This window comes from Pseudalkalibacillus hwajinpoensis, assembly GCF_015234585.1.
Lineage (GTDB): Bacteria > Bacillota > Bacilli > Bacillales > Guptibacillaceae > Guptibacillus > Guptibacillus hwajinpoensis_B.
The window spans coordinates 1,511,009-1,525,903 of record NZ_JADFCM010000001.1; the positions used below are offsets into that span (position 1 = coordinate 1,511,009).

General features: G+C 41.1%; 10 protein-coding genes, 1 pseudogene and 1 other annotated feature. Of the genes and pseudogenes, 10 read left to right on the forward strand and 1 reads right to left on the reverse strand.

The window, feature by feature from the left end; translation table 11 throughout:
• Positions 1-85: 85 nt before the first annotated feature.
• The 7 genes and pseudogenes from secDF (at position 86) to dtd (ending at position 9,533) form a co-directional block, all read left to right on the forward strand.
• Positions 86-2,300, forward strand: a pseudogene (secDF, locus tag IQ283_RS24345) (protein translocase subunit SecDF).
• Positions 2,301-2,434: 134 nt separating this feature from the next.
• Positions 2,435-3,343: a cation diffusion facilitator family transporter gene (locus IQ283_RS07285; protein WP_194219426.1), complete on the forward strand. Its 909-nt coding sequence runs from the start codon at positions 2,435-2,437 to the stop codon at positions 3,341-3,343.
• A gap of 38 nt (positions 3,344-3,381) precedes the next feature.
• Positions 3,382-3,717, forward strand: a complete 336-nt coding sequence (locus IQ283_RS07290; RefSeq protein WP_194219427.1) for a LapA family protein — start codon at positions 3,382-3,384, stop codon at positions 3,715-3,717.
• A gap of 132 nt (positions 3,718-3,849) precedes the next feature.
• The gene (gene recJ / locus IQ283_RS07295; protein ID WP_194219428.1) at positions 3,850-6,207 is read left to right on the forward strand and encodes a single-stranded-DNA-specific exonuclease RecJ; all 2,358 of its coding nucleotides are present in this window, start codon (positions 3,850-3,852) and stop codon (positions 6,205-6,207) included.
• Entirely contained in the window at positions 6,208-6,720 is a 513-nt protein-coding gene (locus IQ283_RS07300) for an adenine phosphoribosyltransferase (RefSeq protein WP_194219429.1), read from the forward strand.
• Positions 6,721-6,907: 187 nt separating this feature from the next.
• On the forward strand, positions 6,908-9,070 hold the full coding sequence (locus tag IQ283_RS07305; protein ID WP_371018278.1) for a RelA/SpoT family protein: 2,163 nt from the start codon (positions 6,908-6,910) through the stop codon (positions 9,068-9,070).
• 19 nt (positions 9,071-9,089) lie between these two features.
• Positions 9,090-9,533 carry a D-aminoacyl-tRNA deacylase gene (gene dtd, locus IQ283_RS07310; protein ID WP_194219431.1) on the forward strand — a complete coding sequence of 148 codons (444 nt, stop codon included), beginning with the start codon at positions 9,090-9,092 and terminating at the stop codon, positions 9,531-9,533.
• A gap of 92 nt (positions 9,534-9,625) precedes the next feature.
• Here dtd and IQ283_RS07315 read toward each other — a convergent pair whose 3' ends face one another.
• Positions 9,626-11,047 carry an N-acetylmuramoyl-L-alanine amidase gene (locus tag IQ283_RS07315; protein ID WP_242057290.1) on the reverse strand — a complete coding sequence of 474 codons (1,422 nt, stop codon included), beginning with the start codon at positions 11,045-11,047 and terminating at the stop codon, positions 9,626-9,628.
• Positions 11,048-11,196: 149 nt separating this feature from the next.
• Here IQ283_RS07315 and IQ283_RS07320 point away from each other — a divergent pair, with 149 nt between their 5' ends.
• The 3 genes from IQ283_RS07320 to aspS all read left to right on the forward strand — a co-directional run bounded on the left by IQ283_RS07320 (position 11,197) and on the right by aspS (position 14,853).
• The gene (locus IQ283_RS07320) at positions 11,197-11,370 is read left to right on the forward strand and encodes an RNA polymerase subunit sigma-70 (protein ID WP_194219659.1); all 174 of its coding nucleotides are present in this window, start codon (positions 11,197-11,199) and stop codon (positions 11,368-11,370) included.
• Between the two features lie 81 nt (positions 11,371-11,451).
• Positions 11,452-11,676, forward strand: a binding site (T-box leader).
• A 106-nt stretch (positions 11,677-11,782) separates the two neighbouring features.
• Positions 11,783-13,069, forward strand: coding sequence for a histidine--tRNA ligase (hisS, locus tag IQ283_RS07325; RefSeq protein WP_194219433.1), 1,287 nt, complete (start codon positions 11,783-11,785; stop codon positions 13,067-13,069).
• Positions 13,066-14,853 (forward strand): aspartate--tRNA ligase, encoded by a 1,788-nt coding sequence (aspS, locus tag IQ283_RS07330; RefSeq protein ID WP_194219434.1) that lies wholly within the window; start codon positions 13,066-13,068, stop codon positions 14,851-14,853. Before hisS ends, aspS begins: the two co-directional genes overlap by 4 nt.
• Positions 14,854-14,895: the final 42 nt, after the last annotated feature.

The window sequence follows — 14,895 nt, forward strand, 5'->3', positions numbered from 1 at the left end:
CATATTTCGATATAATAGCTAATATTGTGTGCTATCCGTTTTACATAAGCATTAATGTTGGGGGTTTAGAGAGGAGTTTTATTCCATGGTAAAAAAAGGCCGGATCGTTGCGTTCTTTTTGATCGTCCTTTTACTTGGCGGATTAATTGGAACAACCGTCATGGGTGTAACAAAAGATATTAAATTAGGCCTTGATCTGCAGGGTGGATTTGAAGTTCTATATGAAGTAGAACCGGCTCAAGAGGGCCAGGAACTTAGTCAGGACCTGTTAAACAGCACAGTAAGCGCTTTGTACAAGCGTATTAACGTATTAGGGGTTTCAGAACCTCGTATTACGATTGAAGGGGAAGATCGCATTCGCGTTCAGCTCGCTGGAGTGAAAGATCAAAACCAGGCGCGTGAACTTCTTTCCACTCAGGCTGAGCTCACCTTCCGAACCACGGATGATGAAGAGAAAATGAGCGGAGCTGATCTTAAAGAAGGCGCCGCCAAGGTTGTATTTGATAACAACCAACCCGTTGTTCAGGTAACGCTTAAGGATCCCGAAAAATTTGCAAATATAACTCGAGACCTCAGTCAATTGCCTCAGCCGGATAATCGACTAGTGATCTGGCTTGATTATGAAGAAGGCGATTCTTATAAAGAAGAAGTTACAAAGCCAGCTGATGAACAGAAATTTATTTCCGATCCAGCGGTCAATCAAGTGCTTTCTCAAAATACTGTAGTTATTTCAGGACCACCATTTCAGCTTGAAGAAGCTGAAAATCTAAAAGAGCTTTTAAACGCAGGTTCTTTACCGGTTCAGCTAGATGAAATTTATTCAACTTCAGTTGGTGCACAGTTCGGCGAACAGTCTCTTGATAAAACGGTTATAGCAGGATTTATTGGAGTCGGTTTGATTTTCTTATTCATGCTGTTCTATTACCGTTTGCCGGGAGCAATTGCGGTGATTACGTTAACTACGTACATCTATTTGATTCTTGTTGTCTTTAATTGGATGAACGCAGTATTAACTCTCCCTGGTATTGCTGCACTCATCCTCGGCGTAGGGATGGCGGTTGATGCGAATATTATTACGTATGAACGAATTAAGGAAGAGCTTCGTTCAGGTAAATCCGTCATGTCGGCCTTCAAGGCTGGGGGAAGACGTTCGTTTACAACTATTTTTGACGCAAACATCACGACGTTAATTGCAGCAGGAGTTCTATTTGCATATGGAACAAGCTCTGTTAAAGGATTTGCAGTGATGTTAATTACTAGTATCGTCGTTAGCTTTTTGACTGCCGTTTGGGGTTCACGAATTCTTCTCGGCCTATGGGTCAAGAGCAGGGCACTGAATAAAAAGCCCGGACTTTTTGGCGTAAAGGAGAGTGAAATCGATGAGCTCTAAAGTAAGAGACATTAAGTTTGATTTTGTCAAACATCGAAATAAGTTTTTTGCGATTTCACTAGCTTTAATCGTTCTTGGTGGGTTAGCGATTGCTATATTTGGTCTAAATTTAGGAATTGATTTTTCTAGTGGATCACGTGTTGATCTCCAATCTGATAGTAAACTAACAACAGAAGAAGTAAGCGACGAATTCGATGGACTTGGATATAAACCCGAATCAGTAACTCTTGCTGGTGGTGGTGATATTGCCGTTGCTGCATTTAAGGATGAGCTTGACAAAGATGAAATTGCTGAAATTAAAAATCACTTCACAGAGCTTTATGGTGCTGAACCAAGTATTAGTACGGTCTCACCTGATGTAGCAGTTGATTTTGCTAAGAATGCGTTTATCGCAGTTGCTATTGCTTCGATAGGAATTATCGTATACGTTGCACTAAGGTTTGAATGGTTACAAGGGCTTGCCGCTGTCGTTGCGTTATTCCATGATGCGTTCTTCATAATTGCGGTATTCAGTATCCTGCAGATTGAAGTGAACATTACGTTTATAGCAGCAGTACTAACGATTGTCGGTTATTCCATAAATGATACAATCGTTACCTTTGATCGCATACGTGAGAATATGAAGTTTGAAAAAAAGGTCAAAACATTTGAGGACGTCGCACGTGTTGTGAATAAAAGTCTTGTTCAAACGCTTGCTCGTTCCATTAATACAGTGCTAACGGTTGTCTTTGCTGCTGCTGCTCTTACGGCCTTTGGCGGCGAAGCAATTAGACCATTTGCGATTGCCTTATTGATTGGACTAGTCGCAGGTACGTATTCATCTCTCTTCATTGCCTCGCAGCTTTGGGCAGTATGGAAGGGGAAACAATTGAAGAAGAAAAAGTTCGCTCCTGTTGAAGGTGAAGCATAAGAGAATTCCTTTGAGGGTGCACGGATGAAGTGAAGCCATGGCTTAGCCATGGCTTTTACGTGTCCAAATGGAGCGGTGTGAGATTTCGAAATAAGGGAAAAGCTATAATGACTTGTTACGTAAGAGGTGAAAAAATGAATAAAGAAGAGCGGTTTCGAAAAGCTGAGATTGCAGCGATCATTGGTATACTAGGAAATATTATCCTAGCAGTACTTAAAGGCGTTATTGGGTCGATCTCCAATAGTCGAGCTCTTATTGCCGACGCCGCACACTCGGCATCAGATGTAGCTGGCTCCTTTGCCGTTTTTGTTGGTTTGCGAGCCGCTAAGCTACCACCCGATAAAGATCATCCCTATGGTCATGGAAAAGCAGAGTCAATTGCAGCTATTATTGTAGCTGTGTTGTTGTTATTAGTTGGCGTTGAAATTGGAATTAGTTCAGGGAAGGCGATATTCGAACCTATTGAGGCCCCCGGTACTCTTGCTCTCTATGCAGCTCTCATCTCGATTGTGGTCAAAGAAGCGATGTTTCGATATAAGTATCGGTTGGGTAAAAAGATAAAAAGTGATGCACTGATCGTGAATGCGTATGAACATCGCTCAGATGTCTATTCTTCCATTGCTGTTTTAATAGGGATTGCAGGTGCCATTTTAGGAAGCAAATTTAGCTTGCCATGGCTCATTTATGCCGATCCGATTGCAGGAATTTTCGTTTCTGTTCTGATTGCTAAAATGGCTGTGAAGCTTGGTTTCGAATCCATTCACACAACACTCGATCATGTGCTGCATGAGGAGGATACGACGGAGTATAAAAAAGTGATTACCGGGATGCCAGGGGTTGTGAACCTTGATGAGTTCTATGCTAGAGAGCACGGACACTATGTTATTATTGATATCAAGCTTGGTGTAGACCCGGATATTTCTGTTAAAGAAGGACATGACATCGGTAAGGACGTGAAGAAGCGACTTCTTGAAGAAGATGACGTGCATGATGTGTTAGTCCACATTAATCCTTATGAACCGAAGGAAAAAAAGAGAGAGTAATGGAATAGGTATTGTAGTAGAAGAGGAGGTAGATAAGGATGAAGGGACAATGGGGATTAGTTGTAGCACTTATTTTCGCCTTAATTATAGCGGTGTTTTCAGTCGTGAATGTAGATCCTGTACAGGTTAACTATGTATTTGGAACTTCGGATTGGCCGCTTGTGCTTGTCATATTGGGATCTGTATTGATGGGTGCGATTCTTGTGCTTGGTTTTGGAATGGTTAAGTATTACAGACTGAAAAGAGAGCTGAGAAAGTTACAAAAAGAAAATGAAAGGTTAATAACAGAGCCAGCATCAAATGAATCAAAAGCTGTCCATACTCCACTTGATGGTGAGGCAGCAGATGAGGGCACCGGTACTGAAGGGGAATAATGACGAGAAAGCCTTGATTAAGTTCAAGGCTTTTTATAGTGGAGTGAAGAGGGATTGTAAAAGATTCCTCTTCTTGAACTATGGTCAAACCTCCTGAAACTATATATAATGAACAAGTTAAGAGGTGATTCGATGTTAAGGTCTAAAACACGCTGGAAACTGGCTGAAACAGATGAAACAAACATTGATCGGCTCCAGAGTGAACTTGGAATTTCTCGACTTGCTGCTTCGCTTTTAGTTAATCGAGGTATTGAGGGAGAAGAAGAAGCGAAAAGATTTCTATATAAAGAGAATTTAACTTATCACGACCCATATTTAATGGATGGTATGAAGGAATCGGTCGAAAGAATTCAACAGGCGATTGCTTCTGGTGAGCGAATCCTTATTTTTGGTGACTATGATGCCGATGGCGTTAGCAGCACGACTGTACTTGTCTATACGTTGCGCGAGCTTGGCGCTATATTTGATTACTATATTCCTAATCGATTTACAGAGGGATACGGTCCGAACGAAGCTGCTTTTAGGCAGGCAAAAGAAGATGGGTATCAACTAATAGTGACTGTAGATACAGGGATATCCGGTGTACATGAGGCGGAAGTTGCTAAAGAAATCGGTATTGATCTCATTATTACTGATCATCATGAGCCTCCTCCGGTTCTGCCCGATTCCTACGCGACAATAAACCCTAAAAAGCCAGGGTGTGGTTATCCATTCAAAGGTTTAGCAGGAGTAGGGGTTGCATTTAAACTTGCGCAAGCTTTGCTTGGAAGAATTCCAGGGGATTTATTAGAGATCGCCGCAATGGGTACCATCGCTGATCTTGTGCCACTTCAGGATGAGAACCGTCTTTTAGCAAGCGAAGGTATTCGCGCCCTTCAAAATTCAAATAAGCCAGGAATAAAAGCTTTGCTAGATGTATGTGGTTTAAAGGGTCAGGAGCTTAACGAAGAGCATCTTGGTTTTGGGATAGGACCGAGACTAAATGCTGCGGGCCGTCTTGATAGTGCAGACCCAGCAGTTGAACTGCTGACAACAGATGATCCGATTCTTGCTGAACAGCTGGCATCTGATATTGATGCTCTTAATAAGAATCGTCAGGAACTAGTTAATACAATGACGAAAGAAGCGATTGAAGAGGTTGAGTCAAAGTACTTGAGTGATGAAAGCAATCGTGTACTCATCATTGCTAAGGAAGGATGGAATGCGGGGGTCATTGGAATCGTGGCTTCACGACTTGTTGAAAAGTATTATCGCCCAACCATCGTGATGAGTATTGATCGTGAGAAAGGTGTCGCAAAAGGATCTGCACGAAGTATTGAGGCCTTTGATATGTTTGCAAACCTTTCTGAGTGCAGAGACATTCTCCCTCACTTCGGTGGTCATCCAATGGCCGCTGGTATGACAATTGATTTAAGCTACCTAGAAGATTTGCGTTCAAGATTAAACGAACAGGCTTTAGATAAGTTAACAGAAGAAGATTTGACGCCACTTACAAAAGTAGATCTTCACTGTCGTGTAGAGGATGTTACTCTTGAGACAATTGAAGAAATGAATCTTTTGGCTCCTTTTGGAGTAAGTAATCCGAAACCAGTCGTTATGCTAAAAGACGTTCATCTCTCTCAAATCAGAAGGATTGGGAGTCAGGACAATCACCTCAAGGTAGGTCTTGAGGAAAACGGCGCTACTCTAGATGGCGTAGGGTTTCATTTCGGTTATGCATTTGAAGAAATAGCATCAAGAGCTGCTGTAAGCGTAATTGGCCAACTCTCCGTCAACGAGTGGAATGGACTTCGAAAGCCACAAATCTTTGTGAAAGATATCGCTGTGAATGAATGGCAGCTCTTTGATTATCGAGGCATTCGAGATTTGAAAAAACGACTTGAAATGCTGCCGCTCGATAAGCTTGTTATGGTAGCTTTCCAAAAAAACACCATGACAAAGCTTGGACTTGAGAATTGGAAAGATTACATTATTGTTGATCCAACAGAACAAGAGAAACTAGCAATTGAGAATAAATATGTTATGCTACTCGATCTTCCGGATTTAGAGGAAGATCTTGTCAATCTGTTTCGAAAAGGTGGATTACCAGATCGAACGTATGCGGTATTTGAGCATGAGGAGGATCACTTTTTCTCAACGCTTCCGTCACGTGAGGATTTTAAATGGTTCTATGCTTTCTTAATGAAGAGAGGTAGCTTTAACTTACGCGATGCTGAAAAGCTCGCAAAGCATAAAGGTTGGTCAAAAGAAACAGTTCCGTTTATGTCAGAGGTGTTTTTTGAGCTAGATTTTGTTACAATGGATAATGGACTGATTTCTCTAAATCCACAATCTGTAAAAAGTGAATTAACTTCTTCTAAAACGTATAGGAGTAAGCTTGAAAAAGCAAAGCTCGAAAATGATTTTTGCTATTCCTCCTATCATGCTTTGAAAAGTTGGTTCGATCAATCAGTTAATTGTTTCAATAGCACTGAGGAGGCCATTAAGTAAATGAATTATAAAGATTATATCGCAGTGGTTGAAGACTATCCGAAAGAGGGTATTCGTTTTAAAGACATCACTCCGTTAATGCAAAACGGCGAAGCTTACCGAGGAGTCGTTAATGATATTGCGGATTTTGCGAAAGATAAAGATGTTGATGTTATTGTAGGACCTGAAGCAAGAGGATTTATCGTAGGGTGCCCGGTTTCATATATTCTTGGTATCGGTTTTGTACCTGTTCGAAAAGAAGGTAAATTACCACGCGAAGTAGCTAAAGTAGACTATGGTCTTGAATATGGTAAAGACGTCCTTACGATTCATAAGGATGCTATTAAGCCAGGTCAACGAGTATTGATTACGGATGATTTGCTTGCGACTGGTGGTACGATCAATGCAACGATCGAGCTAGTTGAAATGCTTGGTGGAGTTGTTGTAGGACTTGCTTTCATGATTGAGCTTTCCTATCTTGAAGGGCGTAAAAACCTTGACCGCCATGATATCTTTACTCTAATGACATACTAAAGAATGGAGTGTCCGAATAGCCGGACGCTCTTTCTCTTTATGCACCTTAGACACAAAGATTGAGCGTTTACTAATTAGGGAAAACGACATTTTTCTCTTAATCTCTTTACATGCTGACTTTTTTTAACGATAATAGAAGCAATATACCAACAGTAATCAAGGTGATTTGATGACGATAGAAGAAGTGATGGAAAGAGCGGAGAAGTATCTGTCTGAGGACGATCTCTCTTATCTTAATAGAGCATTTGAATACGCGAGAAACGCACATGAAGGCCAGTACCGCAAATCGGGTGAACCCTATATTATTCATCCTATTGAGGTTGCTGGCATTCTTGTGAACCTTGAAGTAGACCCTGTGACAGTGGCTGGGGGCTTTCTTCATGATGTCGTTGAAGACACCGACGTGACGCTTGAACAAATTTCTGATGAATTCAGCCCGGAACTTGCCATGCTCGTTGATGGCGTTACGAAGCTGAAGAAAATCAAGTATAAGTCCAAGCGGGAGCAGCAAGCTGAGAATCACCGGAAGATGATGATCGCTATGGCTCAAGATATTAGGTGCATTCTGATTAAATTGGCTGATAGACTTCATAACATGCGTACGCTTAAGCACATGCCAAAAGAAAAACAAATGCAAAAAGCGAATGAGACGCTAGAAATATTTGCGCCTCTAGCCCATCGTCTAGGTATTTCCACTATTAAGTGGGAGCTTGAGGATACGGCGCTTCGTTATTTAAATCCACAGCAGTATTATCGCATCGTGAATTTAATGCAAAAGAAACGGGCTGAACGTGAAGGATTTGTCCATGAAGTTGTGGACGAAATTCAAGAGCGTGTGAAAGAAGTTTCCATTGAAGCTGAAATTTCAGGTCGTCCGAAACATATCTATAGTATCTATCGGAAAATGGCTAAGCAACATAAGCAATTTAACGAAATTTATGATTTGCTCGCGGTACGTATTGTTGTGAATAGCATCAAGGATTGCTACGCCGTTCTTGGCATTATTCATACATGCTGGAAGCCTATGCCTGGTCGTTTCAAAGATTATATTGCTATGCCAAAAGCGAATATGTACCAATCGCTTCATACGACAGTCATTGGACCAAAAGGTGACCCTCTCGAGGTGCAAATTCGAACGTCTGATATGCACAAAGTTGCTGAATACGGGATTGCCGCTCATTGGGCCTACAAAGAAGGCGATGAGAATCAGGTGAATAGCTCATTTGAGAAAAAGCTATCATGGTTTAGGCAAATTCTTGAATGGCAAAATGATGTTTCGAATGCTGAAGAATTTATGGAGTCTCTTAAGATTGATCTATTCAGTGATATGGTTTTTGTCTTCACGCCTAAAGGGGACGTATTTGAATTGCCTACTGGCTCGGTACCTCTTGATTTCGCCTACCGCATTCATACTGAAATTGGGAATCATTGCATTGGCGCAAAAGTGAACGGCAAAATGGTACCACTAGATCATCGGTTGAAAACAGGGGATATCGTTGAAGTTCTAACTTCTAAGCACTCTTATGGTCCAAGTAAAGACTGGTTAAAAATCAGTCAAAGCTCCCACGCTAAGAATAAGATTAAGCAATGGTTTAAGAAAGAAAAGCGTGAAGAAAACGTTGAAAAAGGTCGAGAGCTTGTTGAGAAAGAAATTAAAAACCATGGCTTTGAGTTAAAGGCTGTTTTGACTTCAGATAACATTGCAAATGTATCTAAGAAATTTAACTTTACAAGTGAAGAAGATATGTACGCAGCTGTTGGATATGGTGGAATTACAGCTGCACAAATCGCAACAAGGCTGACAGATAAGGCTCGTAAAGAACGGACGAAAGAGCAGGAAGAAGAGCTAGCAAAATCAATTATTGAAGGTAAGACCCATTCACCTTCTCGGCCGCCAAAGAGAGCGGAGTCGGGTGTGCGAGTGAAAGGGATAGACAACCTGTTAATCCGTCTTTCACGATGCTGTAACCCTGTTCCAGGTGATGATATTGTGGGATATATCACGAAAGGGAGAGGTGTCTCGATTCACAGGAAAGACTGTCCTAATGTGAATGAAGAGAATGGTCAGGAACGCCTCTTAGAGGTTGAATGGGAAAGTGACTCTCCAAAAAACTATAATGTTGATATCGAAATCAGTGGTTTTGATCGCAGAGGTCTTCTGAATGAGGTTCTTCAGGCTGTAGCAGAAACCAAAACCGACATGACGTCTGTTTCTGGTCGATCAGATAATAACAAGATGGCAACAATTAGTATGACTGTCTCCATTCGGAACACAGCTCATCTTCAAAAAGTAGTCGAGCGCGTTAAACGAATTCCAGATATTTATGCTGTTCGTAGAATTATGCAGTAGTTAAGAAAGGAAGTTCTCCATGAAAGCCGTTATACAACGTTCAAAGCAAGCCTCAGTCACCGTGAATGGAGAAACTACAGGTGAGATCGAACATGGCCTTGTGGTGCTCCTAGGGGTCACGCACGAGGATACAGAAGAGGATGCAGGCTATCTTGCCACTAAAATTGCAAACCTTCGTATATTTGAGGACGAAAATGATCGAATGAACCTCTCAGTGAAAGACAAAGGTGGAGCTATTCTATCTATATCACAATTCACGTTATATGGTGATTGTCGTAAAGGGCGACGTCCAAACTTTATGAAGGCGGCAAAACCTCCTGAAGCCAGCGTACTTTATGATAAGTTTAACGCTTTACTTAGAGAAGAGAGTCTCGAGGTGCAGACAGGTGTTTTTGGTGAGATGATGGACGTACAGCTTACGAATGACGGACCTGTAACTCTTATCATTGAGAGCAAAGAATGACAAAAAACCGCAATTCCTAATTGGAATTGCGGTTTTTGGTTCATCCATATAGATAGAAAAGCAAGTCAAACTGTTCTTCATCTTAAGCGTTACTACTGTAAAAAAGTAAGGATGCCATTTGAAATTTCAGTAGTCACTTTTGATTGGTAATCCAACCTATTCACTAATTGCTCTTCCCATGGATTTGAGAGAAAGCCAAGCTCAAGAAGGACAGAAGGCTGCTTATTGTTCCTTAGAACATAATAATTTCCATATCGAATACCGCGATCTCTCAAAGTTGTATCATCTCCGATTTTGGCGTGTATCGCTGAAGCTAGGGACATATCATTCTCACCATAATAATACGTTGTTGCTCCATTTGCAGTTGGATCAACTGTGCTATCGAAATGAATACTTACAAATGCGTCAGCTTTATAACGATCTGATAAAAGAGTTCGTTCAGAAAGAGAGACAAATGTATCATCATCTCTCGTTAAAATAACTTGAACCCCTGCATTCTTTAATTTTTCCGCGATAGTTGTTGTCGTTTTCAATGTAAGGATTTTTTCAAGTGTCGTAATGCCTAGGGCACCACTGTCGTAGCCACCGTGACCAGCATCAAGAACAACTGTTTTTCCAGATTTCAAGACAGGCGAAGTGGATAGTTTAGATGCAGTAGAGACGACCCAGTCAGCAACGTATGCTGAACGACCATCGTCAAGAAGGATACGAAACCATTTGCCTTCTTTTGCAGCTATTTTGTAGCGCGCTTTTGCAGGCGCTTGTTTAATAACTTCATAATTCAACCCCGGCCCACTTCTTAAGTTTGTTGCCTGGTATAGAATTGTAAGAAATTCTGACTCCTCTTGTTTGTCTGTTTCTTGCAAATAGGTACTGTCTACCCAACCAGTCTGTCCATTCTGATAGCGAATGAAGCTCCAGTTTTTTTCTTGACGAACTTCTTCTACAATTGTTCCTGAAGGGAGTTGAGATATGATCCGATTCTCTGTTCCTGGGAAGTCACGAACGTTTAAGATACGCGCCTTTACTTCTTTTACCTGGCTTGTTTTTTGATCTGGGCTAGCTGTTGTAGAACTTACTAACCAGGACGCTACCCATCCGGTCTGTCCTTTAAATTGAATGGAGGTCCAATCGCCTGCAGTCTCAAGCACATTCCACTCAGAATCTTGAGTGATATTTCCAATAACTTTGTATTCTTTACCAGGGCCAGCACGGACTTGAAGATCAGACACGGTTGATTGTATTGATTTCCTCTCTTTGGAATCAGAAGAAATGCTTACTAGTCTACTTGAAACCCAACCTTCTTCCCCAGTATGAAGTTGAATGTTTGTCCAATCGGTCTTACTTTCGAGAACGATGGCTGAATCCCCTTTATGAACCTGTGTGATAACAGATGAAGTAAGAGAGGGTTCGGCGCGAACATTTACAGTTTCCTCAAAATAAGCATTTTTCTCAGCCGAAGCAGAAGTAGAGAAAATAATGGGTATGACAAAAAATAAAAATGCAAAAATCATTTTTTTCAAGTGATGACTCCTTTCAATGACGCCTGCTGCTTTCATAGATAATTTCTTTATCGGATAAAAAGATTCCTTCGTTAAGTAGTAAAATGCATTCTTTTTGGTGAAACTAAGAAATAATTGAACTAATAAAAGGGTGGGGTCTTGTGAGATCAACTAATAAAGAAATGATGAGCTATCATATGTCACAGCCGGAATTTGGTATCGACTTTCATGATTTTCTACAAAAAGAACAGTGTTTGTCAAATATGGAACTCGCGGAAGAATTTGGACTGTCATTAAAAAGTGTGAAAATCATGAAACAAAAAATGAAGCGATAATGTTTTGTAAAACCAATCCTAATATACTTGACAAAAAAATCACTGACTCGTATGATAGAAAACAATTCAGTAAATCGATACGAAGCTCCGATGAGGAAGAAAAGTAAAAAAATACCGGGTTGATCAGAGAGGAAATGCCGCTAGGCTGAGAGCATTTCTCGATACCGCTTTTTTGAAAGACACTTCCAAGGATCGTCTCCGAACAGATAACTCAGTAGGGGACGACGTAGACAGGCGTTAACTGTTTTAAGAGGAAAGATTTATCTTTCCATTAGGGTGGCACCGCGGGTAACTCTCGTCCCTGAATTTCGATTCAGGGATGGGAGTTTTTTTGTATCCAAAAAAAGGATTTAGCCCGTTAGAATTAGCCGTTAGAAGAGCTTCTTGCTAGTGATTAAAGGAGGATATAAACATGAGTTTTCAAATTCCTAGAGGTACTCAGGATATTGTTCCTGGTACGTCGGAGTTATGGCAATACATTGAAGATAAGGCAAGAGATATTTGCCGCAGATACAATTATCATGAACTTCGAACGCCAATATTTGAGCATACCGAGTTATTTCAACGCGGAGTAGGCGATACAACAGATATCGTTCAAAAAGAAATGTATACATTTGAAGACCGCGGTAATCGTAGTTTAACACTCCGACCTGAAGGAACAGCTTCGGCGGTTCGAGCTTATGTGAATAACAAGATGTACGGTTTACCCGAGCAGCCAGTTAAACTGTACTACATCGGCCCTATGTTCCGCTATGAACGTCCTCAATCTGGGCGGATGAGACAATTTGTTCAGTTCGGAATTGAAGCGCTAGGAAGTAATGACCCTTCGATTGATGCCGAGGTTATTGCGCTTGCGATGAGTTTGTATCAAGAATTGGGACTTAAAAAGCTTAAACTATATTTGAATAGTCTCGGTGATAAAGAAAGTCGTGAGGCACACCGTCAGGCATTAATTAATCATTTTGAGCCAAGAATCGGAGAGTTTTGTAGCGATTGTCAAAATCGCCTGGAGAAAAATCCTCTACGTATTCTTGATTGTAAAAAGGATCGTGACCATGAATTAATGGGAACTGCGCCTTCCATCATCGATTATTTAAATGAGGAATCGACTGTTTACTTTACAAAAGTAAAAGAAGCCTTAGATCAAATGGGAATTGATTATGTTCTTGATGACCGCCTTGTACGCGGACTAGATTATTATAATCACACAGCATTTGAAATCATGAGCGACGCTGATGGCTTTGGAGCTATTACGACGTTGAGCGGTGGTGGTCGCTATAATGGACTTGTTGAAGAGATGGGTGGCCCATCAACACCTGGAATCGGTTTTGCAATGAGCATTGAGCGTCTATTAATGGCCTTGGAAGCAGAAGGTGTTGAGCTCCCGATTGAAAAGACAATTGATTGTTATGTTGTCACAATGGGGGAAGAAGCACAAAAGGTTTCTAATGGCCTTGTTCAGAAGCTTAGAAATGCTGGGATTTCCACAGAGCGTGACTACCTTGATAAGAAGATGAAAGGTCAGTTTAAAGCGGCTAATCGACTCAAATCAAAGTACGTAGCTATTCTAGGTGATGAAGAAATTGAAAAGAATGAAATTAACATTAAAGATATGAACTCAGGTGAGCAAGAATCAATAGATTTAACACATGTTGATTCTTATCTGAAAGGGAAATTAAAGGAGGAAGTTGGAGAATGATCGGAAGAAGCCATTCATGCGGGAAAATTCGTGAAAGCGAGATCGGGCAAACAGTAGAATTAAAAGGTTGGGTTCAAAAGCGTCGTGATCTTGGTGGATTAATCTTCATTGATTTTAGAGACCGTTCAGGTATTGTACAGGTTGTATTCAATCCAGACCTTTCAAAAGAAGCGCTTGAACTTGCTGAGAAAGTTAGAAGTGAATACGTACTAGGCATTTCTGGTAAAGTAGTATCTCGTGCGGAGGGAACGGTTAATCCGAATCTTCCAACAGGGTCGATTGAGGTACATGCTGAATCACTTGAAATCCTCAATGCTGCGAAGAATCCTCCCATTAGCATTGCGAACGATGTAGAAGTTGGAGAAGATATTCGCTTGAAATATCGCTACCTGGACTTGAGACGTCCGGTGATGCAAGAGACATTCAAGCTCCGTCATCGAACAACTAAAGTCATTCGTGATTTCCTGGATCATAATGAATTTCTTGAAATTGAAACTCCAATGTTAACAAAAAGTACACCTGAGGGCGCTCGTGATTACTTGGTACCAAGCCGTGTGCACGAAGGAGAGTTCTACGCTCTTCCGCAATCTCCGCAGCTCTTTAAACAACTGTTAATGGTTTCAGGATTTGAACGCTATTACCAGGTCGTTCGCTGCTTCCGAGATGAGGATCTTAGAGCGGACCGTCAACCTGAATTTACTCAAGTCGACATTGAAACATCCTTCCTTCCAAAAGAAGATTTAATTGCGATGATGGAAGAAATGATGAGTGCGGTATTGAAGGAAACGAAGGGATTAGAAATTGAAAAGCCATTCCAACGCATGACTCATGCTGAAGCGATGAATCGCTACGGATCAGACAAACCTGATACGCGTTTTGAAATGGAATTTGTGGATGTATCTGATCTTGTAAAAGACTCTGACTTTAAAGTATTCTCTAGTGCTGTTTCTTCTGGTGGAGCTGTTAAAGGTATTAATGCAAAAGGTGCAGCAAGTAAGTACTCACGTAAAGATATCGATGCTTTAACAGAGTATGTGAAAACGTACAAAGCAAAAGGACTTGCATGGTTAAAAGTAGAGGAAGATGGTTTGAAAGGCCCTATTTCTAAATTCTTTGACGAGGCTCTTGCATCTCAACTAAAAGAAGCATTCGATGCAGAAGCGGGTGACCTTCTTCTGTTCGTAGCTGACAGTAAATCTGTTGTATCAGACAGTCTCGGTTCTCTTCGTTCAAAGCTTGGAAAAGACCTCGACCTTATTGACTATTCCAAGTTTAATTTCCTTTGGATCATGGACTTCCCACTGATGAGTTACGATGAAGAAGCTGATCGTTATTTTGCGGAACATCATCCGTTTACAATGCCGTTGAAAGAAGACCTTCATCTTCTTGAAGAAGAGCCAGGAAAAGTTCGTGCAGATGCATATGACCTTGTCTTAAATGGTTATGAGTTAGGCGGAGGTTCCCAACGTATTTTCCAGCGTGATATTCAGGAAAAAATGTTTAAAGCGTTAGGATTTACAAAAGAAGAAGCAGAGGAAGAATTTGGTTTCCTTCTTGAAGCGTTCGAATATGGTACCCCACCACATGGTGGAATTGCATTTGGTCTTGATCGTCTCGTGATGTTGCTTGCAGGAAGAACGAACCTTCGCGACACAATTGCTTTCCCTAAAACAGCTAGCGCAAGCTGCCTGTTAACAGAAGCTCCTTCTCCAGTTAGTGAGGATCAACTAAAGGAGTTGAATCTTGAGCTAGCTAAGAAGCCAGTTGGTGCTGAGAAAGAGTAAAAAAATAATAAAAAGGACCTAATACCTGATGATTGAAATCGG